The organism is Cohnella sp. GCM10012308 (genome assembly GCF_042649185.1).
In the GTDB taxonomy this organism is placed as follows: domain Bacteria; phylum Bacillota; class Bacilli; order Paenibacillales; family Paenibacillaceae; genus Cohnella.
On record NZ_JBHRYU010000018.1, the window covers coordinates 1 to 23,332 of the forward strand.

The window sequence follows — 23,332 nt, forward strand, 5'->3', positions numbered from 1 at the left end:
CCCTTAGCGTTCGATTGTGTTCGAGGAGTGCATGGAAGAAGCCAGCAATTTCGGAATCGCCTTTACAAATTTGGTCTACTTGTTCCTTGCTAAATTCCATCTCTTCACAATCCTCGTTTGGGTTTAAACTACTAATTCTCGATGGGTATGCTTAAATCCCTTCTAGGTTAGAAAAAAACAAAAAATCCCCCCGCCGAGGGGGGGACCTAAGTAGTAACCATAATTGCAGGAATTTGATCGAGTAGCGCAAGTCGGTACAAAATTCATGTACAAATGCAGGTTTTTCGAACCGCCAACCTTCCGAATACGCAGGAACGCCGAGTGTGCGCTTAACCCCTCCGTTTGCCGCCGACCGAATTAGGCAGGACAGTAATGTCTAAAAAAGCGCTGCCTGGGCACAAAATCCCCGGCAGCGCTTTTTCGGTTTATTTCTGCTCTTCCAGCCAATCGATCATGGCCTGCGCGGCGGCCTCCGGCGTCTGGCTGCCTGCGTCCACCTTGCAGTGATGCCGCTCGTAGATGGCCTGGCGCGAATCGTAGAGCGCCTTGATCTCTTCGTCGGTCTTGTTCTGCAGGATCGGCCTGGTGTCGCGGATCAGCGGCAGTCTCGCCTTCCACTGCTCCCAAGGAATATCCATCAAAAAGACGGCCGCGTTCGCCATGCACAGATCGCGGATCTCTTCTTGCAGGAAGGCTCCGCCTCCAAGCGACAGAACGGCGTCGCGCTTCTGAAGGCACAGCTCGCTAATATACTCTTTTTCCATCCGGCGAAACGCCGCTTCTCCCAATGTCCTGAAGATCTCGGTAACCGGCATCCCCCGCTCCGTCGAGATGAGCTCGTCCACGTCGATGAATTCGCGGGAAAGCTTGGCCGCGAGCAGCTTGCCGATCGTCGTCTTCCCCGCGCCCATGAACCCGACCAACACGATATTGCGTTCATGATACGGCTTGGTTTGTTGCGCTGGCATGAAGATGATCACTCTTTTCCGTTAACTTTTTATTTCTCAATTATAGCGATAAGCCGACAGCCCGCCAATGAAATTAAGGAATAAACAAAAACAGTGTTGCATATATACTGTTTATATAATACACTGTGTACATGATAAACAGTTTAAAAAGCGTGAGAGGAGCTTCAAACATGGAATTCGCGATCGAAGTAAAGAACTTGCGCAAAAGCTTCGGCGGACAAAAGGTGCTCGGCGGCTTGGACATCTCCGTCCCCGAAGGCCAGATCTACGCGCTGCTCGGACCCAACGGCGCCGGCAAGACGACGCTCATCAACATCCTGACGACGCTCGTCGCGGCGGACGGCGGCAGCGCGCGAATCGCAGGCTATGACGTCGTAGCGGAGAGCGGCAAGGTCAAGCAGTCGATAAGCTTGACGGGACAATTCGCCGCCGTCGACGAGATGCTGACGGCCGAAGAGAATCTGCAGATGATGTGCAGGCTTTCGGGTATGAAAACCGCCGAATCCAGGCGGCGGACGTCCGAGCTGCTGCAGCAGTTCGATCTCACCGCGGCGGCCCGCAAGCGGGTTAAGACGTACTCGGGCGGGATGCGAAGACGGGTCGACCTGGCGATCAGTCTCGTGGCCAGCCGGCCGGTACTGTTCCTCGACGAGCCGACGACCGGACTGGACACCGTCAGCCGACGCGCATTATGGGATATTATCGAGCGGCTGAAGGCGTCGGGCATGACCATTTTCCTGACGACGCAGTATCTGGAGGAAGCGGATCAGCTCGCCGATCGGATCGGCGTCATTAACGGCGGCCGCATCGTCGCCGAAGGCACGGCCGCGGAATTAAAATCCCGCATCGGCGGCGAGGTTATCGAACTGACGAACGAACGGGAACAGTGGAGCCGCACGGTCGCGACGTCCGGGTCGGCGCAGGATATCGCGCGCATCCTGAGCGGCCTCTCCCCTTCCTTGCCGCCGGATACGCAAGTGACGATCCGCAGGCCCAGCATGGACGATGTGTTTATCGCGTTAACCCATCCATCTTCGGAGGTGTCCGTATCGTGAATCAATCTCCCTCCCCGCTTGCCCCGCCCTCTTTTGCCGCGACCAATGCCGTCTTTATCCGCCGCAGCCTGACCCTCAGCCTTCGTAATACCGAATCGCTCATGATGTCCATCATCCTCCCCGTCATGCTCATGCTGCTGTTCACGTACGTATTCGGCGGCGCGATCGCGCCGGGAGGCGACTACGCCGACTACGTCGTGCCGGGCATCATCCTGCTGTGCGCAGGGTACGGCGCGGCGACCACGGCGGTCGACGTATCCACGGATATGACGAACGGCATCATCGACCGATTCCGCACGATGCCGATCCGGAGCCTGTCGGTCGTCACCGGCCATGTCGCCGCGAGTCTCGCGCGCAATCTGGTCGCGACAGGCGTCGTCATCGGCGTGGCGCTGCTCGTCGGCTTCAGACCGAACGGCACCTTCTTCGAGTGGATAGCCGCGCTCGGCGTCATCGTCCTTTTTATCCTCACGCTCACCTGGCTCTATGCCGCCATCGGCCTCGTGGCCGGCAGCCCTTCGGCCGCGAGCGGCTATGGCTTTATCTTGCTCTTTCTCCCTTATCTCTCCAGCGCGTTCGTGCCGATCGACACGATGCCACACTGGCTGCGCGGCGTCGCGAGCCATCAGCCGATCACGCCGCTCATCGAGACGATCCGCGGGCTGCTGCTCGGCACGCCGATCGGAGATCATGCCTGGATCGGAGCCGCATGGTGCGCAGGCCTCATCCTGGTCGCGCTCGTCTGGTGCGGCATCTCCTTCCGTAAGCGCGCGGGACGCCGTTAATCGTTCATACCGCATAGCCGCCCGGAGAGCCTTGCGCTTTCCGGCTTTTCTATTTCCGCCAGAAAAACAAAGAAGAGCATGTCCGAGGTCAATGAAACCTTGGCCATGCTCTTCACTCGCTTCATTAAGAAGTCGCCCGGGAAATGTGCAGCTCGATGCCGTCGAGAATGCGCTCCAGGCCGAAATCGAAATCGTTCTGGGCCTCGCCCTTGTTGCCGTCGTCTTCGGTATACACGCCCGCCGCAACGATCGGATACAGGTCCGGATACCGCTCCGGCGTGACCAGCTGTCTCAGCGCCCCGCCATACATAAGCCCGGAAAAACTGTCCGGGTTCGCGCCCCCCTCGATCGCCCTGTCCATATCCCGCATCACGACGCCGTAAAATCGGGAATAGCCGCTGATCAGCAGCACGGTAGACATTTTCTCGTATTCGCTAAGCGGCAGATCCCGAAGAATGCGCAGCGGCCAATCCACCATTTTCAGGTTGTTCGGCGTGATCGGCACACCCATGATCGGGACATCCGTGAACCACGGATGCGCGCGCATGAGCCGGATGCACGTCTCCACGTATTCTCTAAGCCGCTCCCGCCACCCGCTTCCTTCGCTTTCCTCCGGGATCTGTATATCGCAAACGGCTTCCGTCATGAGCATCAACAAGTCGTCTTTGCTCTTGATGTACCGGTATAGCGACATCGTCGTAAATCCAAGCGAGCTTGCCACCCGGTTCATCGACACCGCCGACAGACCTTCACGGTCCGCGATGCCGACTGCGGCTTCCACGATCTTGTCGACGCTAAGCTCGCCCTTCGGGCCTCTCGTCGACGGCTTCACCAATCCCCAGGCAAGCTGCGCGCCGTGCGGCAAGCTGCTCACTACGGTCTCGTCGATCTTATCGTTGCCGCTCATTTTCCGCGCCCCTTACCCCCGAATAATTGTATATGGTATATACAGTATAACACAGGCTACGTGACGTCGCACGCAGGCTGCATTTATATCTTGCCAAACAGAGGTAAGCGCTGTATGAGGTTTCTTGTTTATCCATCCGAAGGTAAAAAAACAGTATAGTTTGCCCAAATTTTATCGTGTTATGCTACAATGGACATTCAATATCGGTATGGCCGAAATACGAGGTGACAAACTGCAATGATGAATTCTTCCCCTCTGACGGACACAAGAGCGCAGATCGGCAGCACGGAAAGACCCCCGAGGAGAGCGGCAAGAAAATCCGTCGTGCCGTTCATCTGTTTATGGCTGCTCTTGATCGGCGCAGGCGTCGCGGGCACCGTCTGGTACACGGGACAGCAGCGGGAGCAGGTATCCGCCCAGCTGCAGCAACAGACCGCCGCCCAGATTGCGGCGATGCAGCAGGATTACCGCGTCAGATTGGACAAGCTGGAGAGCGATTATGCCGCGCAGATGGCGCAGCTCTCGTCGAAGGTCGACGCGCTGAACGAGCTGCTCACTTTCACGCAGGACAACGCAAGCGATAAGACAGATAACAGCAACAAGTTGTATACACAGATCAGCGAACTGAAAAAGCAGCTGGACCAGCTGAAAAAAGAACTGGACGTGCTCAAATGAGAACGGGCGTCCAGCAAATGAACCGAACCGTGCTGCTCGCCTGCGCGCCTTTTCTCGGCATGCTGATCTGGCTGTTCGCCGCCGGCGTCAAGCCGGATGCACCGGACATCGGGCCTGCCCTGCAGACGCCCGAGCCTTCGCTCTCCGGCTACGCGGAGCCCCAGATCGAATCGTTGGATAAGGCCGGCGCCATCGCCAAGGATATATCAGCCTCCGTCAAGCGCGTATCCGAGCTGTACACCAAGACGAATATGAGCATGAGCTCGATGATGTCTACTGCCAAGACGCAGGTCGGACGGCCCGCAGCCATCTATGACAGACGCATTTCCATCAAGCTCGGCTATCTGCGCGACTCCGTGCAATCGGATAATTTAACGGCCCAGCTTTACACAATTCGGGCGCAGTATTTCAGCGGCTATGCGCTTAAGGTCAGGCTCAAGAACGATAAGGCGATGTCGATGTCGCTAGCCGGCAACAATCCGGGCAGCTCCGAGACGACGCTTGCGGCCGTCAAGCGGACCGGGGCGATCGCGGGCGTCAATGCCGGAGGCTTCGCTGACCAGGGAGGCAAGCGGTATCCGCTCAGCACGACCGTAGTCGGCGGCGAATACGTCACCGGCTTCGAGCCGAGCTTCAACGATCTTTTTTTCGTCGGCTTGAACGAGGACTTGAAGCTGATCGGCGGCAAATACAGCGACAAAGCCCAGCTGGATAAGGAAAAGCCGAAGTTCGGCGCCTCCTTTGTACCCGTGCTCCGCAAGAACGGCGTGAATCTGCCGATTCCCGCGAAGTGGCGGACGAGCCCGCTTCGCGCGCCGCGCACGGTCATCGCCAATTATAAGGACAATCAGATTCTGATGATCGTCATCGACGGACGAGGCGAGGACGGCAGCTCCGGCGCCACGCTCGAGGAGCTGCAGATTCTGCTCTCCCGCTTCGGAACGATCGACGGCTACAATCTGGACGGCGGCGGCTCATCCACCTTGATCTTCAAAGGCAGAGTCGTCAACAGTCCGTCCGACGGGCAGCTTCGGCGCCTGGCAACGAATTTCCTTTTCTTCAAATAAAAGAGGCCGCTGCCGGCCTCTTTTTTATGCGATCAGCCGCGGTCAGGCGGTCGTCGTCCTGAAGTAGCGGTAAACCTTCGCCAGCTTCTCCTTGTGCTTGCCCCGCGGACTTTCCATGCTGCCGAACTCGAAAAACTTCACCTTTCCAAAGCCGACGTACCGCAGCAGCGCCTTGCGCATAAGCGTCCTGTGCGCATTGTACAGCCAGAGCAGCGTATAGCCCGCCGGTCCCTTCATCGTCGATACGCATACGGCGGTCTTGCCCTTCAGCAAGCCTTCCGGCAGCATTTTGCCATTGTCCTTGTAGGCGAATCCCGAAGCGAACATCCGGTCGATAAAGCCCAGCAGCATCGCGGGCGGTCTCCCCCACCAGATCGGATAGACGAAGACGAGCTTGTCGGCCCGCTTGATCTGCTCCCGGTAGCGCGCGAGCTCGGGATCGGCATGCATATCCCTTCTCCGTTTTTCCTCGTTGAATACGAGCACCGGGTCGAAGCCCTCCGCGTACAGATCGAGAACCTCGACCTCCTCAATCGCGGCGTTCTCTTCGCTCCCGCGCACGATTTCCTGTAAAAAGGCGTAATTTAAGCTCCGATGATTCGGATGGACGTAGATGACCATCAGCTTCATGTCCGCACCCCTTATAATTATCATATGATAACTATAAAGTAGCATGTCGGCATTTAGTTGTCAAATGATCATTTTTATTTGATAACTATATGATTGATTCTCCTCATGGACATACTTTTCATGAGGGGGCTAGCTCTTCGGCTTGTGGTAACCGCTGTCGCCGTACGGCTGCAGCTTTTCGACCCACAGCTCGGCAAGCGCATCCACCTCGTCCTGATATTTTTTCAGCTCGGCGCGATCCGTCACCGTCTCTTCCTTCGGCTTGATCCGATCCAGCTCAGAAAACTCGAATATCTTGCCCCCATAACGGTCCCAGTCGGCCTTCAGTTCAGGCAAAATATTATTGTTCATTTGCTTCATGAATTCAAAACGGTTGCGGGCCCCGTCGAGATCCATCGATGAGCGGACGAGCACCTTCCCATTCTCCGTATTGCGGATCTGATAAACGCCCATGACGCGAAAAGACTGCGTGTAGGCTTCTGCGAGCTGTTTTTTGCGCTGTTTGTCCATCGTTAGTACCCCATTTCCTTTAAGATGCGCGACAGCGTCTGCAGCCGTTCGCCGATCAGTTCGCCGTCCCCTTCGAGCGCGGCGCCGAACAGCTTGATGTCCTCGTGTATACGCTCGTTGTCCGTGCATACCGCCACCGTCATGGCATCTCCCTGCAGTCCGATCCGATCGATGACCGGATTGTCCGGATCGTACAGCTCCTCGTGGCGGTAGGATTCGCGGAAATGACCCAGACTGCGCGCGACCAGTATCGCAAGGTCAAGCACGCGGTGAAGCGGCAGCTCCTCCGATTGCCGGGACCACTTTTCTCCCGTGTACCGCCATACCTTCGCCGAGATGTCGACCTTTCCGCGGTCGTTCCACTGCGCAAGTCCGAGCGAGAGACCCTTGGCATCCGTATGGCCGGCGTAACGGCCGTCCACGTTTTCGTAATTGTCCGATATAATGACAGGCTTATGCTTAAGCGATGTCGGGATTTTCATGCGTAAATCCTCCGTTTTCAATTTAGTAATTTACTAAATTACTAATTCAGTGCCTCTAATATATCGAACGAAAACGAATCGGTCAATCCCGCAGCGCGCATAAACGGCGGGCCGCAGATGGAACGGGGATGCGCGCTGTCGAAGCAGGCTTTCCTTCCCATGTTAATGTCAGTCGTTTCTGGCGTCGGGACAGCGGCGCTCATCGGCAGGAAAATAGTTGTTGAAAGGATGTTAATTCTTCGCCAGTGCGAGCCGTCATCCGGATAATGGCTAAAAGGCAGTTAATTTCTGGTAAAATCCGAAAAAGCTGCGTTGACGCACGGATTAAATGCCTTTTGACAACTATTTCTCCTGGGAGCCCCATAACGCCAAAATTAGCTGCGCTTTAACAATTATCCCTCTATCGCATCCGAAATCGGCGCATCAAAAAACATCGACGCCAGCGCCTCCGATCCAGGCACTCGTATCGATGCTTTTTGGCCGCTTCCGCTTATAAGTGAACGCGAATCCCTCACGGCTCCGACGTATCAATCAACGCCACTTGTAGATCGGCCGCCAGTTCAGCGTCTCCTTGGCAAGCGCGTTGGAAAACAGAGGCGCCGTCCCGCTGAGATCCGCGCGAACGTCCGTCACATCCGGATAGTGCTCCGCGATCAAGACCGACGTATCCTGCTCGCTCAGAGCTTCGTCTCCCGTAATGTTCAGCGCTATCGAGCCGCTTTCCAGCCGCGCCGTCAGCGCCGCCGCGCAGGCGGACGCCGCATCTCGAATGTCGATATAGCTCCACAATATTTTGCTCATACGCTCGGGATGCCGCGCGTCCTCCGCCATTCGCCCGTATTCCTCGGGCGCCGCGATCAGCGAGAAGCGCAGGTTCGCGATCGTAAGGCCGCTTCTGCGCGCGAACATGTCCGACGTCAATTCGCCCACGATCTTGGACAGACCGTAACCTTCCTGGGGAAGCTGCGGATGCGCCTCGTCAACGGGCAAGTATGCGGGTGAAAAAGGCTTGGACGCCCAAGCGAATCCATAGCAGGACGTACTCGAACCCATCACGACCCGCCGGATGCCGAGCAGGTCCGCCGCCTCCAGCACATTAAAGCTCCCGAGTACGTTGTTCGCAAAAATCGTGTGATGCGGATAGCCGAGCGGCGCGGGAATCGCCGCCAGATGAATGACCGCATCCGCGCCCTTCAGCCCGCCGGCCACTTGTCCGAGATCGTTCATGTCCACGCGGACCTGCCTGCAGGGAAGCCCTTCGGCGATGCGGTGATCGAGCGATACGGCTTGATAGCCTTGCCGTCGCAGCTCCTCGATAACGTAACGTCCCAGCTTGCCGCTGCCTCCGGTAACGGCGATCGTACGCATGCTTGCTAACTCCTCTCTCATGGCCGGACGATCGTACCGTCGGCTTTACGGTCCAGCGGGTACGGCGAATGATAGCTTTGGCGCGACCAACCCTCGCCCGTCAGCGCTGCGGCCAGCGCCTCGTCGATGTCGATCCCGAGCCCAGGCTTGGACGACGGATACAGATAGCCGCCCACCCGCTCGATATGTCCCGGAAATGCGGCCAGCTCCTCCGGCCGGAAGTGATTGACCTCCTGGATGCCGAAGTTCCAGACCGCCATATCCAAATGCACCGCGGCCGCCTGGTTGACTGGATCGTTCTCCCCGCCCTCCTGCCAGGCGGTGCGCACGCCGAACGCTTCGGCCAGCGCCGCGATCTTGCGGCATGCGCTGATGCCGCCGGCCTTGGACACGCGGACGCGGATGAAGTCGATCAGCCGCTCCGAGATGAGCGGCACCCATTCCTGCGGGTTCGTGAACAGCTCGCCCACGGCTTGCGGGGTCGCGCATTGCTGCCGTAGCTGCCGGTACCAGCCGGCCTGGTCCGGAGGCAGCGCGTCTTCGAGAAAAAACAGGCCGTACGGCTCTAGCCGCCGCGCCAGACGCACCGCCTGAATCGGGGATAAATGCTCGTGAACGTCGTGCGTAAACTGGACCTCGTCTCCGAACGAAACCCTTAGTGCCTCGAACATGGCCGGGATCGCATTCACGTAAAGGTGCTCGTCGAATACGTGGCCGGACGTATCGGCGCCCCGGGGTACATTGGCGCGGTCCGCCCCGATGAAGCCCCCTCCGCCGTAGCCGCCCATCTGGACGCGCAGCACCGAATAGCCTTCCTCGATAAAACGGGCGACGTCCTCCTTGAGCTCCGCGGCGTCCCTGCCTCCCGCGTGACCATAGCAGGGAACGGCAGACCGGGCAGCGCCGCCGAGCAGCTGATACACGGGAAGTCCGGCTTCCTTGCCTTTAATATCCCAGAGCGCCATGTCGATGCCGCCGATCGCGGTGTTCAGCAGCGCGCCGCTGCGCCAGTAGCCGCTATGGTTCATGAGCTGCCACAAGTCTTCGATGTTGGCCGCGTCGCGGCCGATCAACAGCGGCCCGAGCAGCTGTTCGACGATCTGCACGACCGCTTCCGGATTGTAAAGATCGGTCGCCGAGCCCAAGCCGTACAGGCCCTCCTGGTCCGTCGCCACCTTCACGATCGTCCATGTCCCGTTTTTCCTCGTCCGTATGCACGTCACGCCGGTGATTTTCGCCATTTGCGCTCGCCTCCTTCAGTTCGCCCACGTAAGCCTCATTCTACTTCACATGTACGCCACTCTTAATGAGACGATGACAAACTTAAGTCGGCGATCTTATCCGATTCGAGACGGCAGCGAAAACAGAAAAACGAAGCGCAAGGTGCGCCTCGTTTGTATGTCGTAGCGTTCTGCTATATAAATCTGCCGCTCCCTACCCGATCGCGAGTCTTGCCTGCGCCTCCAGCAGCAGAAGCTGCTCCCGCGCCAGCACGACTTCGCCGATGACGATCAGCGCGGGATTGCCGATTTTCATCGCTTCGGCGAGCTTGTGAATGTGCTCTAGCGCCCCGGTCACGACGCGCTGGCGGTCGGTCGTGGCCCGTTCGATCAGGGCGACCGGCGTTGATGGCGGCTTGCCGTGACGGAGCAGCTCCGTCCGAATTTCCTCGAGACGTCCGATGCCCATGTAGACGACGAGCGTATCGACGCCATGCGCCAGCAGGTCCCAACGGACCGGGGGTGCATCCTCCCGGCAGCGACTGCCCGTGACGACGGCGAACGACGCGGCCAGGTCGCGATGCGTGAGCGGGATCCGGCTCGCCGCCGCGGCGCCGATCGCCGACGTGACGCCGGGCACGATCTCGCAGGGGATGCCGCGCTCCGCCAGCGCCAGCGCCTCCTCGCCTCCCCTGCCGAATACGAAGGGATCGCCGCCCTTGAGTCGCACGACCGTCCGGCCGCCGAGCGCGTAGTCGATCAGAAGCGCCTCGATCTGCCGCTGGGACATTGCGTGCTGCCCCGGGCTCTTGCCGCAGTAAAGGAGCGTTGCGCCCGGCTTGGCATAGGCCAGCAAATCTTCGTTAACCAAGCGGTCGTACAGGATGACGTCCGCTTCCTGAATGCGGCGGATCGCCTTGAGCGTGACGAGCTCCGGGTCGCCCGGACCGGCGCCGACGAGGTAGACCGGCGCGGGCCTCATGCGCGTCGCTCCGCTTGCAGCGTCTTGGGCGAATCCAGCGCGGACAGCGTCCTGGCAGGCAGTCCGACTCCCTTTTGCGACAGGTAGAACAAAATGCCCGTGAACAATGCGCCTCCGATGAAATTGCCGATCAGCACGGGAATCTGGTTCCACAGCCACCAATCTCCGAAGCTGACGTCCGCGCCGAGCAGCATGCCCGCCGGGATGACGAACATGTTGACGACCGCATGCTCGAAGCCTTGACCGAAAAACGTGAGGATCGGCAGCCACATGGCAACGACCTTGCCGATGGTGGAAGAAGAGGTCATCGCCATGACGACGCCTAGCGTTACCATCCAGTTGCACAGAATCGCCTTGATCACGACAAGGATCATGCCGTCCGCCCCCATATGTTTGTAAGCGATCGTCTTCGCCTCGGCTGCGGTTATCAGCGTCTGGGCGAGCGGATTCGCCATGTCGGAGCCCATCTTGGTCGCGGTCAGATCGTACAGAACGGCGTAGACGAAGCATCCGATCAAGTGACCCGCGATGACCCAGCCGTAGTTTTTGAGCATGCGGCCTACGGTCGTTTTCTTTTGCAGCACGCTTAAGGGGATGAGCGCGAAGCTGCCGGTCACAAGCTCAAGGCCCAGCAGAACGATCATAACGAAGCCTACCGGAAAAATGATTGCGCCCGCCATCCCGATCTTCGTCTGCGCGACGGCCGTGAACGCCAGCGTCGTGGCGAAGGCGAGGATCGCCCCGCCCAGGAAGCCCCGAATCAGCATTTGCGAGGCGCTCATCTCCGCCTTGGCGGCGCCGCCCTCGATCATCGCCTTCAATACATCCTTCGGTTTAACGAAATCCATGCGCTCATCTCCCTGCTGCGTAAATGGTCTATATGGTGATGTAGATCGAGCCTGCGGCGTCTACTTCGGTCTCGTAGGACGTCACGCACCCGTCGTCCGGCTCATACACCTTTCCCGTCTTCAGATCGATCTTCCAGTCGTGCAGCGGACAGTGGATCGCGGTGCCGCACACCATGCCCTCCGACAGCTTACCGCCTTTGTGCGGGCAGCGGTTCTCGACGGCGCGGATCTGTCCGTCCGACAATTTGAAGATGGCGATCTCCAGCTCCTGATGGCGGTAGGTGCGCGACCCTTTGGCATCGATATCGGCAACGTGAGCGACCAGCATTTTTGTCATGTTCTCCGCCTCCAGTCCTTAGTTCAGCGGCGCGGGCACCGCGAGCGCTTCGAAGTTTTTGCGCAGCTCTTTGTCCTGGATGATCTCTTTCCAAGGATCGTTGATGTAGCTGAGCGAAGTCTTGATTCGACCGTGAAGCGCTTTGCGTTCCTCCGGATCGTCCAGCACGGCCTTGATGGCTTCCACGCCGAGACGTTCCACCCACACGGAAGTCCGCTCGCCCCAAGTCGCGTTCTCTCTATAATATTGAAGGAACGCGCCGCCCCACTCGACGACTTCGTCCTCCGTCTTCACGACGCACAGCAGGTCGGTCGCCCGGACATGCACGCCGCCGTTGCCGCCAACGTGCAGCTCCCAGCCGCCGTCGATCGCGACGATGCCGTAATCCTTGATCGTCGCCTCGGCGCAATTGCGGGGGCAGCCGGATACGGCAAATTTCACCTTGGCCGGCGCGTTCATCCGCTCGAACTCCTTCTCGAGCCGGATGCCCATTCCGATGGCGTCCTGCGTGCCGAACCGGCAGAACGTATTGCCCACGCAAGTTTTGACGGTGCGCAGCATCTTCCCGTAAGCGTGGCCCGACGGCATGTCGAGATCCTCCCACATGCCCGGCAGGTCTTCCTTTTTGACCCCAAAAAGATCGAGGCGCTGTCCCCCGGTGAACTTGACCAGCGGCACGTCGTACTTCTCGGCGACCTCCGCGATTTTCTTCAGCTCGGACGGCGTGGTGACCCCGCCATAGATCCGCGGCACGACCGAATAGGTGCCGTCCTTCTGAATGTTGGCGTGATAGCGTTCGTTCGTAAACCGGGATTCCTTCTCGTCCTTGTAGCGCTCGGGCCACAGCATGCCCATATAATAGTTGAGCGACGGGCGGCACTTGGTGCAGCCTTCGGGCTGCTTCCATTCGAGCGCGAGCATCGCTTCCTTGACCGTTGCCGGCTCAAGGCGGCGGAGCCCGGCGACGATCTCGTCGCGATCGAGCGACGTACAGCCGCAGATGCCTTCTTTGACGGGCTGCCCGGCGCGTTCTCCCGCATAGAGGCCCAGCAAGCCTTCGACGAGCGGCTTGCAGCCGCCGCACGATCCGGTCGCTTTGTTGCAGGCTTTGATCTCGCCGACCGTGGCGCAGCCCTTCGTCTCGATGGCGTCCTTGATCGCGCCCTTGGAGACGCCGTTGCAGCCGCAGACGATCTCGTCGTCCGCCATGCTCTCGAGCCGGCTCGCCGGAGAAGCGGCCGCGCCGCCGGGAGAGAAACCAAGCAGAAGCTCCTTCTCCTTGCCTTTAATCGACTCGCCTTTTTTCATGATCGAGAACAAGGACGCGCCGTCCGACGTATCGCCGAAAAGCACGGCGCCGACGAGCTTGTCGTTCTCGATTACGAGCTTCTTGTAGACGCCGTCCAGTTCGTCCTGATAGCGCAGGGCGCGCGTGCCCGGCGTCTCCTCGTACTGCCCGGCCGAAAACACGTCGACGCCCGATACCTTAAGCTTGGTGGAGGTCATCGATCCTTCGTAGCCTGCCGTCTCAACCCCGGCCAGCCGCTTGGCCAGCACTGCGCCCTGATCGTACAGGGGCGCGACGAGACCGTAGGCGATCCCTCTGTGCTCCGCGCACTCCCCGACCGCGTATACGTCCGGGACGTTGGTCTCCATGTAGTCATTGACGACGATGCCGCGACCCACCGCAAGGCCCGCGGACTTTGCCAGCGATACATTCGGCATGATCCCGACCGCCATGACGACAAGATCCGTTTCGATCTCGCTGCCGTCCGTGAAGCGAAGTCCCTTGACGCGCTTTTTGCCGTAGATCAGCTCCGACTGCTTGCGGAGCAAGAACTTCATCCCTTGCGCCTCCAGCTCCTTCTGCAGCATTTTCGAGGCAGGTTCGTCCAGTTGGCGGTTCATCAGGTTCGGACTGATGTGGACGACCGAAACGTCCATGCCCAGATTCAGCAAGCCGCGCGCAGCCTCGAGACCGAGCAGGCCGCCGCCGATGACGACGGCGTTTTTGTAGGATCGCGACGCCTCGAGCATCGTCTGGCAGTCTGCGATATCGCGGAAGCCGATGACGCCTTCTTTGTCGGCGCCCGGTAGAGGCAGCATAAACGGCCTAGAACCCGTCGCCATAATAAGCGTGTCGTAGTCCGCTTCGACGCCTTGATCCGAATAAACCTTGCGCGTTTCCGTATCGATTCGCGTCACCGTGTGCCCGACATGCAGCGCAATGCGATTTTCCGAATACCAGTCCCAGTCGTTAATGACGATATCCTTAAGCTCCGTGCCGCCGGCCAGTACGGACGACAGCATGATGCGATTGTAATTCGGATAGGGCTCGGCGCCGAAGATCGTGATCTCGTACAGCTCGGGAGCCAGCTTCAACACGTGCTCAAGCGCCCGTACGCCAGCCATTCCGTTGCCGATCATCACCAGTTTCTTTTTGTCCGCCATGTTCGCGTCTCCCCCGTTTCGGATATCTCGTTAGAAACTCAAAAAGCCTGCCTCGATACACGGGGATACGAAAATCTCCCGTGATACGAAAGCAGGCTCCATTGCCGCTTCATCCGAATACGCCATTGTATTCGCAATTGATTAACCTGAATATATTACGAAATATAGCTCGCGTCAATATAGTTAACATTAAAAAGCGGATTATCTTTTCTCTCGACACTCCGCTTTAATTTGTGTTATAAAAAGTAACGGAGAAAAAGTGTCGCCTTCTTTATAGAATTGGCGAAGCGTTAGGTGAGGAGGGCGTCGATGCGTTCATTGCTCGTTGTTCATAACCATCCGACAGCCGCCGAGCGGCTCGAATTCGTTGCCTCCAGGCAGCAGCTTCCCGAAGCCGTCTTGCGCGCGGCGGGTTATACCGTAGCGACGGCGCGAGGGCAAGAACAGGCGCGCCAGCGCATCGCGGAGGCTGACGCCTTAATCCTCGATCTGCCCATTCCGCAAATTGAAACGTGGAGCCGCAGCGTCCTCGATTGGAAAGTCGTGCCGATCCTCTGGTGGTGCAGCCAGGCGACCGCGACGCTATCCGTAGAAGCTTGCGAGGACGGCGTGATGGCCGACGGCGTGCTTGGCGCGTCGATGCTGCCGACAGAGATACACTGGACGCTGCAGTTCGGGGCAAAGCAATGCTTCGAACGTCAGCAATGGCACCTCGAACGCCGGCAGCTGCTCGCCAAGATCGAAGAACGCAAGTGGATCGACATGGCCAAAGGCATCCTGTGCGAAGTGAAGAACATCACGGAGACCGAGGCGTACGACATCTTGCGCAAACAAGCGATGAACGAACGCAAGCGGCTGGTCGACGTCGCCGCCTCCATCGTCAATGTCTACAATCTGCTGCAAGAGCAAAAACAAGGGAGGTCGAAGCGATGATCCAGTTGCTCAAGGAGGTCGCCCGCGGCAAACGCGGCGCTCGCGATCTTACCTATGACGAAGCCGTCCTGGCTGCGGAAGCCATCCTGACGCAGGAAGCCACGCAGGCGCAGACCGGCGCCTTTTTTATCGCGGAACGCATTAAAATGGAGAGCGTCGACGAACTGGAGGCGTTCGTCCGCGTATCGCGCAAGTATGCCCGGCGTATCGACGGGCTCGGTATCGGACTCGACAGCGCCGGTCCTTACGACGGACGCAAAACGTCCTTTTACGCGACGTGGCCGACTGCCTTCCTGCTCGCGGCTGCCGGATTGCCGAACGCGCTTCACGGCACCGCCTCCCTCCCGCCCAAATGGGGCATCACGCTGCAGGACATCGTGGAATGCGTCGGTCTTGCGGCGGCCGACTTGTCGCCCGAGCGCACGCTGCGTGCGTTCGAACGGTCCGGCGTGTTTTTCGCGTCGACCGAGCAGTGGTGTCCGCCGCTCGGCCGGCTGCGCCAGATTCGCGAGGAGCTCGGCATGCGCACGGTGCTGAACAGCGCGGAAAAGTTGCTGGATCTCGCATCTTCGCCGCGCATCGTGTTCGGCGTATACCATAATACGGTGTTCGACAGGCTGGCCAGGCTGTTCATCAAGCTCGGATATGAGAAGGCGCTTATCGTTCAGGGGGCCGAAGGCTCCGAGGATCTGCACATTAACCGCCCGACCCGGGCTTATCTGGTGGAAAACGGCGAGTTCCGGCTGCAGATCTTCGATCCGGAGACGTACGGCATCGAGGCGGAGCCGCCGGAACGCACTTGGACGCCGTCCGATCAGCTGGCCGTCGCGGAAGCGGTGCTGCAGGGAGAAGCCGATCTGGCGTACACGAATCAGGTGCTGTTCAACGGTGCCGTCCGGCTGCATCTGGCGGGCAAAGTGGACTCGGTCGAGCAAGGGCTGTACGCCTGCAAGGCGCTGCTCGACGGCGGCGAAGCGCACGCGGCCTATGCGAGTTGGCGGACGGCGATGCTGGAACCGATGAGCGCGGCGCCTGAGGCCGCGGCTTCGCGATGAGCTGTGGTTTAAAAAAAGAGACGCTCCTTCTATCGGCAAATTGCCGGAGAGGGAGCGTCTCTTTGGGTTTGGAGCAGTGGATTGGGCGAATCGCTAGCTAGAGGATGCATTGGGCTCGGCGCAAGCCGGATCGGGATCATCGCCTCCACTACGAGAGGCGATTGGCTCGGCGCAAGCCGGGTCGGAATCATCGCCTCCACTACGAGAGGCGATCGGCTCGGCGCGCGCTGGATTTGGTGCATCGCCTCCACTACGAGAGGCGATTGGCTCGGCGCGCGCTGGATCGGGATGTTCGCCTTCACTACGAGAGGCGAATGGCTCGGCGCAAGCCGGATCGGGATGTTCGCCTTCACTACGAGAGGCGATTGGCTCGGCGCAAGCCGGATCGGGATCTTCGCCTCCACTACGAGAGGCGATCGGCTCGGCGCGAGCCGGATCGGGATCTTCGCCTCCACTACGAGAGGCGATTGGCTCGGCGCAAGCCGGATCGGGATCTTCGCCTCCACTACGAGAGGCGATCGGCTCGGCGCGAGCCGGATTTGGTGCATCGCCTCCACTACGAGAGGCGATTGGCTCGGCGCGAGCCGGATCGGGATTTTCGCCTCCACTACGAGAGGCGATTGGCTCGGCGCAAGCCGGATCGGGATTTTCGCCTTCACTACGAGAGGCGAATGGCTCGGCACAAGCCGGATCGGGATCTTCGCCTCCACTACGAGAGGCGATTGGCTCGGCGCGAGCCGGATCGGGATCATCGCCTCCACTACGAGAGGCGATTGGCTCGGCGCGGGCCGGATCGGGATCTTCGCCTCCACTACGAGAGGCGATTGGCCAAGTGCGCGCTGGATTTGGTGCATCACCTGCTCTACGAGTGGCGATGCACCATCCTTTTTTTATTATCCGCGCTCGTAGACGCGGTACAACAGCACGGCCGCCTCCGCGCGGGTCAGCTGGCCCTGCGGCCGCAGCTTGCCGCCGGCGCCCTGCAGCAGGCCGGCGCCGACGAGCGCCGCGAGATCGGGCCTCGCGTACGCGGCCGCTTCGCTTGCGTCGGCGAACGCCGCCAGCGCCGCGGCGCCACCCGCGGCCAGCCCCGCGCCTGTGCTGCGCAGCGCGCGGGCGATCAGCGCCGCCGCTTCCTGGCGGCTGACCGCATCGCGCGGCCGGAACCGGCCGTCGCCGTCGCCGCCGGCGATGCCTAGCGCCGCGCCGACGCGAACGGCGCCGGCATAGTAAGCGCCTGCCGCCACGTCCGCAAACCCGGTGGCTCCCCCGTTCTCGCCTGCCGCCACGCCGACGAAGTCCGCGTCCGCGCCGCCCGTCTTCGCATTCAGCTCGAGCATCCGCACGAGCAGCAGCAGGAGATCCGCCCGGCTAACCGTTGCACCAGGGTCGTAGCTGCCGTCATCGCGTCCCTCTACGATACCGCGGGCAGCCAGCGCTTCGACGGCTTCGCGCGCCCACTCGGTCTTGCCAAGATCGGCGAAGCTACGTTCGACGTAGGCTACCGCGTATTGGCTGAAATGCGTCGTCCGGAAGGTCACGACGCCCCGAGCCGCATTATAGCGCCCGCTGACGACCGGATGCGCCATTCCCGCAGCGTCGATGTAGCGAATCGTCAGCTTCTCCGGATGGGCCGCTTCGTTCGCCGTCGCCTCGTATGGCACAGTGACGACGACCGGCGACTTTTTATTGCTCCACTCGATCGGGACGCCGTTCGACATCAAATACACGTCGATGGCAGGACGATTGCCTACGATCGTCTCGAGCTCTCCGCTCCAAGCCTTCCGATCTGCCGTACGCACGACCAATGTTACCTTTCCTCCCACTACGCCCGTCAAACCGGCTTCGTTCAACATGGCACCGGTCACCGTTACGGAACCGAGCGGTGTCGACAGTTCGATCCGTCGGTCGTCACCTCCGTCCGAGAGCGCATTCGCAGGCAGCTCGACCGCATATCCGGTTGCTCCGGCAGCGCCAGACAATGCGATCTTAACCAACTTAACGCCATCCTTGCCGTAAGTCTGGGCAAGCTCGCTCTCTCCGACCGACGCCCGCACAAGACCGCTAACCGCATCAAGCGCGGCAACGGGCACCAGCGTGACGGTTCCCGCTGCCGGCGTTGGCGTCGGCGTCGGCGTCGGCGATGATCCATTCTGCACGGGCGAAGGCGTCGGCGTTGCCGTCGATGTCGGCGTGGGCGATGTTGTCGGTTCCCCTCCGCCCTCCTCCAGCGCATCCAGTTCCGCTGCAAGCGCCGTCCTGTCCGCTCCTTCTGGCAGCAGCATCACAAAGTTGCGCGCCGCATCGATCGACGTATCGCCCTTATCCAGCTTCGCGGCAGCAACGGCCGCCTGTGCCGAGGCCAGCGACCAATCGAGGAAGCTGCCGTCCAGCAAATACAGATCGCCGAACAGCGTAAAGTCCTTACTGGCGCCGATGCCCTGGTTGTATTCCATGTATCCCTCGCGTCCATTGCCGTCGTTCTCGTTCATGAGCAACGTGAATCCGAGCGCTTCCTGCGGATCGAACTCGTAGCCCGTGCCATGCAGTTGCTCGAGCGGTATCGCGATCGCATATCGGGTCACGCCCGTCTCCGCGTCGCGGGTTATCCTCGCCTCGACACCGGCGCCGAGCGCGCCGGTCTGCAACCCTTCCGGCGCTTTCCAACGCCACTTGACGACGCCGCCGTCATCGCGCAAAGCAAAGCCGAGCTCGCTCACCTGCTTGCTCCCCGCGCCCGCTCCGCGATTGAGATCGATGCCGAGCTGGATGCTGTCTCCCTGCCAGATATCGACGCCGCCGTAAGATTGGTTGTGAACGTCATCTTGCACCTTAATGTCAAAATACAGTTTGTCGTCATCCCAAGCGACGCCTGCATCGGCGCTGAGATCACCAGCGCCGGACCATCCTCCGCCGGCGTATTCGTCCTGCGCGGACAGATCGATGCGAGGCGCATCCGCATCCGCTTCTGCTCCCCCCGCCGCGACCGGCCCGGCGAACGTCTGCCCGAGCTTCACCGAGGACAGATACGTCCGGCCGTCGTCGAGCGTCACCTTGAACTTGAGCGATGCGCCAGCCAGGTACGGCAAGTCGATCTCGACGCTTTCCCCGTAGGCGATGCCCGTAAATCGAATCGGCTTCAGCAGTCCCGCATACGCCGACGGCTGTACCAACTCGATCTTGCCGGACAGCGCCGCCGCATCGGTTGCATTGGCCAGCACGAGCCGAGCGTTCGTCCGCTCCTTGTGCGCGGGATCGAGCCCGGTCTTCTCCAGCCGCAGCGCGACCGGCACGAGATTCGAGCCGCCGACTTTGACGCCCGCTTCGTTGACGAGCTGGAGGCCGCCCTTGAACAGATTGTTCGTGATCGTCATCCGCTCGATGCCAGGTCCCGCGTACACATGCGTCGTTCGCGGCTGCTGGAAGTACGAGTCGTACAGCGCGACGTCGCCTCCTAGCGCATTGATGCCCTTTTCCCCGACGGTCGTAAAGTTGCTCTGCTGCATCCGCAGACGTCCCGATCGAATATCGACCGAACGCGACGTATCGCCCCACATCGAGGTGTTGAAAAACCGCGCGGTCGCGTCGAAGCCGTCCTCCAGCGTGATGTATACCTTGTCCGTGGAGCTCATCGATACCAGCTCCGTGTTGACGAACGTAAGTCCCCCTTCGCCGGCGCCCTCCAGGTACACGCCTTTCTTGCTGCCGTCCGTGCCGTGCCCGAGCACGGTCGCGACCGGACCGCCGCCGCTCTCCGATGCGAAGTGGATGCCGTACTGCGAGCCGTAGACGAACGTGTTAAAAATCGTCTCCCCGTCGACATGCCCGATGCGGAACGCGTCCAGATGCTCCTTTTGGTAGCTCCACACCTTGTCGAAGTCCGCGTCCGTGGACGGGTGGTTCGGGTAGTTGTTGCGCCCGTAATAATGAGGGTTGAACTGCACGTTGCGCATGATGCCGCCCTCGGCGCCGCCCCCGAGATAAATGCCTTCCATGAGCGGAGAACCCGCCACGTAATCGATATAATGGCCGCTCGTATCGTAGGTGCCGAAGTCGATGCCCTGATAGGAGTTAATCAGGGTCGTGTCGATCGCATACACGCCGTGTCCCTCGCCGCGAATCGTCCAGGCGTAAGGCTTGACGTTATTCCAATTCTGCTCGTCATAATAGACGGACAATCCGCGGACGCCTGCCGAAGCCGCCAGCGTGATCAGCGCGGCCGCTCCTTCCGGAGCCCCTTGGCCGTAGCGGGTGAACAATACGGTGCCGCCCCCGATCGTATGATGCGGCACGTCCCAGGAGCCGCGCAGTTCGACGCCCGAAGGCACCGCCAGCGGTGAATCGACGCGGTAAATGCCCGCCGGCAAGTATACGGTGCCGCCGTCAGCGTCGCCCGCCGCGTCCAGCGCCTGCTGGATCGCGGCCGAGGCATCCACGACGCCGCCCCGGTCCGCGTTATACGGCGCGGCGGTCGCATCGAACAGCTGTCGGCCCGCCGGCTTGGGCCTTGCCGCCGCGTCCGTCGCGATCCCTTCCGGCAGCCGCTCCAGCGCATAACCGGCATTCTGCGTGACGTTAACTTCCGCAGCCTGACTCTCGTCCGTCACCTGCAGACTGCCGTTCAGGCCCGCGTTCACCGCGTTCAGCGCTTGCACGGCACCCGTCAGCTTCACCTGCTTCGCGGCCTTGGCGAAGCTCGACTGCCCGAGGATGAGCGATCCGCCGCCCAGCTCGACCGCATACCTGCCGTTCGTGTCGTCCCAGCCCGCGAACGCCGTGTTTTCGAACGACAGCACGCCGCTGCCCTCGCTGACGACCGCGCTGCCGCCGCTGCCGTCGACCTGCACGTCCTGGAACTGCGCGATCGAGTGGAAGCCCGCGGTCGCGTAGATCGCGGCCGGCGATTCGCCGACGCCCGCCGCGAAGCTGCTGCTCGTTACCAGCAGTCCGTAATCGTTGACGCCCTCGATCTTGAGCCCGATCCGGCTGTCGCTCACATGAACGTCGTACAGCTGCGCGTTCGCCGTCTCGGCGGAGCCGGTGCGCGTCGTCACCCGCATGCCGTTGTCGAAGCCCGACAGGCGAATGTCCGACATATACTCCCAGTCGGATCGGCCCATCACGATGCCTTCGGCATGCGTCGTCGTGTAAGCGCGCAGCTGCACGGCGTCCGGCGCGCAGGCCAGCCCGGACGTCGCCCAGTACGACGGATTCAGCCGGATGCCCTCGAGTCTCCCGATATCGGTCGTAAAGTCGAGGAAAATCCCTGTATGCAGCACGGTGCCGTACAGGTTTTTCACGTAATGAAGCTCGTTCCACTCCGGTCCGATCTTAATGCCGGCATAGCTGTTGACCAGCGTGATGTTTTCCATCGTCGCGCTGTCGCCCGGCAGCTGCTCGAACGTCCAGGGGTACGCCGCCGGATCCGGGAGCGACTGCTCGGGGTACCACACCGACAGATTCGTGACGCCGCTCACCGGCTGCAGCTGGATGAAGCTCTCGCCGTCCGCCTGACCCCGTCCGCCGTAGGACGCCAGGACGGTGCCCTTCGCCTGGCCGCCAGTCTCGTCCGGACTGATCCAGTCGCCGCGCAGCGTCACGCCCGTCGGCACGTTCAGATGGCCGTTCAGCCGGTAAGTCCCTGCAGGCGCGAACACGACGCCGCCCCCGTTGCCGCCGGCCGCATCGAGCGCCGCCTGGAACGCGGCGGTATCGTCGCTTGCGCCGTCGGCCTTCGCGCCGAAGTCGAGCACGCTGAAGTCCGCGATCACGACGTCATCCGTGGCGAATTGCGTGTCGTACACCTTCGTCTGCGTCGCGGTCGACGTCCGCGCGACTTTTTTGACCGATACGCGGGCAACGGTCAGGTCCGGATTGTTTTCCGGATTGCCGCCGCCGCTGATGCCGATGCGGAAATCCGAGCCGTTCGTCCTGTTGGCGAACTTGGCGTCGACGAGCTTGAAGGTCTTCGTCTTCCACTGCCCGCTGTTGCCGTACGTGAACAGCGGCGAGTCCTTGAACGAGGCCGAGAGCGCGTCGTACTGCAGCACGAAGCTGCCGCCGCCCTGGTCCAGGTACTCCACGGTCACATAGACGTCCTTGTCCGCATTGTCGTACAAGTAGGCGTCGTCCACGTTCATGTACATATAGAGCGTGCGGTCGCCCGGCGCGCCGCGATTCGTTTTCCAATATCCCTTGCCGTCCAGCGCGCCCTTCACGAGGCCCGATTCGTTGTCCCCGCCCCGGCCGACGATGCCGTGCTCGATCGCCGTCTCGCCAAGCGTCACGCTCGCCTCGTCGGCAGCGGTCGCCTTCAGCGTCTTGGTTACAATGACCTTCGCCAGCTTCAGCTCCCCATTGGTCTGCCATCTTGCGCCGCCGCCTTCGATGCCGAGACGGAAATCCGAGCCGCCCGTCCGGTTCGCGAAGCCCGCGTCGGTCAGCTTGAACGTATGCGTCTTCCAGGCGCCCGTATCGCCATAGCTGAACAAGGGCGCATCCTTGAAGCCGTTGCCTTCGCCTTGCGCGTCATACTGCAGTACCAGCTTGCCGTTGCCCGCGTCATAATAATCGACCGTCACTTCGACGTCGTACGCCGCCATGTTCGCGGAATAGCCGTCGTCGACGTTCATGTAAAAGTACAAAATCCGCTTGCTCTCGTCGTCCGCGGACTTGTTCGTTTGCCAGTATGCGCGGCCGCTCAGTTCTCCCGTAACGAGCCCGTCCGCTCCCCCGTCTCCGGGCCTGGCAGCTATTCCATGCGCCTCCGGCACACCCGCAAGTTCGATGCTAACGCTTTCATTTCCCTCCGAAGTTCCCGCCGGAATCTCCGCTGCGCTTGCCCGACCCAACGTCCGGCCTGGCGCGTCTCCCGGCCAGCTGCCCAGCAGCAGCAGTACGGCGAGCAAGCCCGATATCCACGTATGCCATGCCTTATTCGTATATACTCGCATCATTTGGTCCCTCCAATGCCTGTTTTGGACAAAGCAAAGGGAGCCCTGCTCGCGAATCATCGACAGCTATGATGAGTTCGAGGCGGGCTCCCGCCGTTCATAAGCG

20 protein-coding genes are annotated in these 23,332 nt (G+C 60.7%); 7 read left to right on the plus strand and 13 right to left on the minus strand.

All coding sequences use genetic code 11. The features are described from left to right. Positions 1 to 425: 425 nt before the first annotated feature. Positions 426 to 968 carry a shikimate kinase gene (locus ACFOTD_RS19010; protein ID WP_378121516.1) on the minus strand — a complete coding sequence of 181 codons (543 nt, stop codon included), beginning with the start codon at positions 966 to 968 and terminating at the stop codon, positions 426 to 428. Between the two features lie 170 nt (positions 969 to 1,138). Between ACFOTD_RS19010 and ACFOTD_RS19015 the strand changes: the two genes are divergently transcribed. Both ACFOTD_RS19015 and ACFOTD_RS19020 read left to right on the plus strand, forming a co-directional pair. Beyond that, a complete protein-coding gene (locus ACFOTD_RS19015) occupies positions 1,139 to 2,023 on the plus strand; it encodes an ATP-binding cassette domain-containing protein (protein WP_378121518.1) in 885 nt (294 codons plus the stop codon). Continuing rightward, positions 2,020 to 2,808 carry an ABC transporter permease gene (locus ACFOTD_RS19020; RefSeq protein WP_378121520.1) on the plus strand — a complete coding sequence of 263 codons (789 nt, stop codon included), beginning with the start codon at positions 2,020 to 2,022 and terminating at the stop codon, positions 2,806 to 2,808. Before ACFOTD_RS19015 ends, ACFOTD_RS19020 begins: the two co-directional genes overlap by 4 nt. Here ACFOTD_RS19020 and ACFOTD_RS19025 read toward each other — a convergent pair. Both ACFOTD_RS19025 and ACFOTD_RS19030 read right to left on the minus strand, forming a co-directional pair. Further along, complete coding sequence (locus ACFOTD_RS19025; RefSeq protein WP_378121522.1) at positions 2,805 to 2,933, minus strand: hypothetical protein; 129 nt, start codon at positions 2,931 to 2,933, stop codon at positions 2,805 to 2,807. The two genes, ACFOTD_RS19020 and ACFOTD_RS19025, sit on opposite strands and share 4 nt — an antisense overlap. Then, positions 2,933 to 3,715 carry a TetR/AcrR family transcriptional regulator gene (locus ACFOTD_RS19030; RefSeq protein WP_378121524.1) on the minus strand — a complete coding sequence of 261 codons (783 nt, stop codon included), beginning with the start codon at positions 3,713 to 3,715 and terminating at the stop codon, positions 2,933 to 2,935. Before ACFOTD_RS19030 ends, ACFOTD_RS19025 begins: the two co-directional genes overlap by 1 nt. Positions 3,716 to 3,952: 237 nt before the next feature. Between ACFOTD_RS19030 and ACFOTD_RS19035 the strand changes: the two genes are divergently transcribed. Both ACFOTD_RS19035 and ACFOTD_RS19040 read left to right on the plus strand, forming a co-directional pair. Then, positions 3,953 to 4,390, plus strand: a complete 438-nt coding sequence (locus ACFOTD_RS19035) for a hypothetical protein (RefSeq protein ID WP_378121526.1) — start codon at positions 3,953 to 3,955, stop codon at positions 4,388 to 4,390. Continuing rightward, positions 4,387 to 5,457: a phosphodiester glycosidase family protein gene (locus ACFOTD_RS19040; RefSeq protein ID WP_378121527.1), complete on the plus strand. Its 1,071-nt coding sequence runs from the start codon at positions 4,387 to 4,389 to the stop codon at positions 5,455 to 5,457. Before ACFOTD_RS19035 ends, ACFOTD_RS19040 begins: the two co-directional genes overlap by 4 nt. A gap of 42 nt (positions 5,458 to 5,499) precedes the next feature. Here the strand turns inward: ACFOTD_RS19040 and ACFOTD_RS19045 are convergent, their stop codons facing one another. From ACFOTD_RS19045 to nirB, 9 genes are all read right to left on the minus strand, one after another. After that, a complete protein-coding gene (locus ACFOTD_RS19045) occupies positions 5,500 to 6,087 on the minus strand; it encodes an NAD(P)H-dependent oxidoreductase (RefSeq protein WP_378121528.1) in 588 nt (195 codons plus the stop codon). Between the two features lie 129 nt (positions 6,088 to 6,216). Further along, positions 6,217 to 6,597, minus strand: coding sequence for a GIY-YIG nuclease family protein (locus tag ACFOTD_RS19050; protein WP_378121529.1), 381 nt, complete (start codon positions 6,595 to 6,597; stop codon positions 6,217 to 6,219). Positions 6,598 to 6,599: 2 nt separating this feature from the next. Next, complete coding sequence (locus ACFOTD_RS19055; RefSeq protein ID WP_378121530.1) at positions 6,600 to 7,079, minus strand: DUF6530 family protein; 480 nt, start codon at positions 7,077 to 7,079, stop codon at positions 6,600 to 6,602. Between the two features lie 531 nt (positions 7,080 to 7,610). After that, positions 7,611 to 8,447, minus strand: coding sequence for an NAD-dependent epimerase/dehydratase family protein (locus ACFOTD_RS19060; RefSeq protein WP_378121531.1), 837 nt, complete (start codon positions 8,445 to 8,447; stop codon positions 7,611 to 7,613). A gap of 17 nt (positions 8,448 to 8,464) precedes the next feature. Next, positions 8,465 to 9,688, minus strand: a complete 1,224-nt coding sequence (locus tag ACFOTD_RS19065) for an enolase C-terminal domain-like protein (RefSeq protein WP_378121532.1) — start codon at positions 9,686 to 9,688, stop codon at positions 8,465 to 8,467. 193 nt (positions 9,689 to 9,881) lie between these two features. Beyond that, complete coding sequence (gene cobA, locus ACFOTD_RS19070; RefSeq protein ID WP_378121533.1) at positions 9,882 to 10,649, minus strand: uroporphyrinogen-III C-methyltransferase; 768 nt, start codon at positions 10,647 to 10,649, stop codon at positions 9,882 to 9,884. After that, positions 10,646 to 11,497 (minus strand): formate/nitrite transporter family protein, encoded by an 852-nt coding sequence (locus tag ACFOTD_RS19075; RefSeq protein ID WP_378121534.1) that lies wholly within the window; start codon positions 11,495 to 11,497, stop codon positions 10,646 to 10,648. The genes cobA and ACFOTD_RS19075 overlap by 4 nt, the downstream gene beginning before the upstream one ends. 28 nt (positions 11,498 to 11,525) lie before the next feature. Further along, complete coding sequence (gene nirD / locus ACFOTD_RS19080) at positions 11,526 to 11,834, minus strand: nitrite reductase small subunit NirD (protein WP_282909665.1); 309 nt, start codon at positions 11,832 to 11,834, stop codon at positions 11,526 to 11,528. Between the two features lie 18 nt (positions 11,835 to 11,852). Beyond that, entirely contained in the window at positions 11,853 to 14,285 is a 2,433-nt protein-coding gene (nirB, locus tag ACFOTD_RS19085; protein ID WP_378121535.1) for a nitrite reductase large subunit NirB, read from the minus strand. A gap of 309 nt (positions 14,286 to 14,594) precedes the next feature. Between nirB and ACFOTD_RS19090 the strand changes: the two genes are divergently transcribed. The 3 genes from ACFOTD_RS19090 to ACFOTD_RS19100 all read left to right on the plus strand — a co-directional run bounded on the left by ACFOTD_RS19090 (position 14,595) and on the right by ACFOTD_RS19100 (position 17,182). Continuing rightward, positions 14,595 to 15,218 carry an ANTAR domain-containing response regulator gene (locus tag ACFOTD_RS19090; protein WP_378121536.1) on the plus strand — a complete coding sequence of 208 codons (624 nt, stop codon included), beginning with the start codon at positions 14,595 to 14,597 and terminating at the stop codon, positions 15,216 to 15,218. Beyond that, the gene (locus ACFOTD_RS19095; protein ID WP_378121537.1) at positions 15,215 to 16,273 is read left to right on the plus strand and encodes an anthranilate phosphoribosyltransferase; all 1,059 of its coding nucleotides are present in this window, start codon (positions 15,215 to 15,217) and stop codon (positions 16,271 to 16,273) included. Before ACFOTD_RS19090 ends, ACFOTD_RS19095 begins: the two co-directional genes overlap by 4 nt. A gap of 81 nt (positions 16,274 to 16,354) precedes the next feature. Beyond that, the gene (locus tag ACFOTD_RS19100) at positions 16,355 to 17,182 is read left to right on the plus strand and encodes a hypothetical protein (RefSeq protein WP_378121538.1); all 828 of its coding nucleotides are present in this window, start codon (positions 16,355 to 16,357) and stop codon (positions 17,180 to 17,182) included. On the opposite strand, the gene ACFOTD_RS19105 is transcribed toward ACFOTD_RS19100, so the two are convergent. Continuing rightward, positions 17,167 to 23,229 (minus strand): S-layer homology domain-containing protein, encoded by a 6,063-nt coding sequence (locus tag ACFOTD_RS19105; protein ID WP_378121539.1) that lies wholly within the window; start codon positions 23,227 to 23,229, stop codon positions 17,167 to 17,169. The two genes, ACFOTD_RS19100 and ACFOTD_RS19105, sit on opposite strands and share 16 nt — an antisense overlap. Positions 23,230 to 23,332: the final 103 nt, after the last annotated feature.

What these genes read in the sequence shown, in the direction of transcription:
- ACFOTD_RS19040 (WP_378121527.1), top strand. Translation starts at nt 4,387, where the DNA reads ATGAGAACGGGCGTCCAGCAAATGAACCGAACCGTGCTGCTCGCCTGC.
- ACFOTD_RS19095 (WP_378121537.1), top strand. Translation starts at nt 15,215, where the DNA reads ATGATCCAGTTGCTCAAGGAGGTCGCCCGCGGCAAACGCGGCGCTCGC.
- ACFOTD_RS19075 (WP_378121534.1), bottom strand. Translation starts at nt 11,497, where the DNA reads ATGGATTTCGTTAAACCGAAGGATGTATTGAAGGCGATGATCGAGGGC.
- ACFOTD_RS19065 (WP_378121532.1), bottom strand. Translation starts at nt 9,688, where the DNA reads ATGGCGAAAATCACCGGCGTGACGTGCATACGGACGAGGAAAAACGGG.
- ACFOTD_RS19025 (WP_378121522.1), bottom strand. Translation starts at nt 2,933, where the DNA reads ATGAAGCGAGTGAAGAGCATGGCCAAGGTTTCATTGACCTCGGACATG.
- ACFOTD_RS19010 (WP_378121516.1), bottom strand. Translation starts at nt 968, where the DNA reads ATGCCAGCGCAACAAACCAAGCCGTATCATGAACGCAATATCGTGTTG.
- nirD (WP_282909665.1), bottom strand. Translation starts at nt 11,834, where the DNA reads ATGACAAAAATGCTGGTCGCTCACGTTGCCGATATCGATGCCAAAGGG.
- ACFOTD_RS19015 (WP_378121518.1), top strand. Translation starts at nt 1,139, where the DNA reads ATGGAATTCGCGATCGAAGTAAAGAACTTGCGCAAAAGCTTCGGCGGA.
- ACFOTD_RS19090 (WP_378121536.1), top strand. Translation starts at nt 14,595, where the DNA reads ATGCGTTCATTGCTCGTTGTTCATAACCATCCGACAGCCGCCGAGCGG.
- ACFOTD_RS19035 (WP_378121526.1), top strand. Translation starts at nt 3,953, where the DNA reads ATGATGAATTCTTCCCCTCTGACGGACACAAGAGCGCAGATCGGCAGC.
- ACFOTD_RS19055 (WP_378121530.1), bottom strand. Translation starts at nt 7,079, where the DNA reads ATGAAAATCCCGACATCGCTTAAGCATAAGCCTGTCATTATATCGGAC.
- ACFOTD_RS19060 (WP_378121531.1), bottom strand. Translation starts at nt 8,447, where the DNA reads ATGCGTACGATCGCCGTTACCGGAGGCAGCGGCAAGCTGGGACGTTAC.
- ACFOTD_RS19050 (WP_378121529.1), bottom strand. Translation starts at nt 6,597, where the DNA reads ATGGACAAACAGCGCAAAAAACAGCTCGCAGAAGCCTACACGCAGTCT.
- cobA (WP_378121533.1), bottom strand. Translation starts at nt 10,649, where the DNA reads ATGAGGCCCGCGCCGGTCTACCTCGTCGGCGCCGGTCCGGGCGACCCG.
- ACFOTD_RS19105 (WP_378121539.1), bottom strand. Translation starts at nt 23,229, where the DNA reads ATGATGCGAGTATATACGAATAAGGCATGGCATACGTGGATATCGGGC.
- nirB (WP_378121535.1), bottom strand. Translation starts at nt 14,285, where the DNA reads ATGGCGGACAAAAAGAAACTGGTGATGATCGGCAACGGAATGGCTGGC.
- ACFOTD_RS19030 (WP_378121524.1), bottom strand. Translation starts at nt 3,715, where the DNA reads ATGAGCGGCAACGATAAGATCGACGAGACCGTAGTGAGCAGCTTGCCG.
- ACFOTD_RS19045 (WP_378121528.1), bottom strand. Translation starts at nt 6,087, where the DNA reads ATGAAGCTGATGGTCATCTACGTCCATCCGAATCATCGGAGCTTAAAT.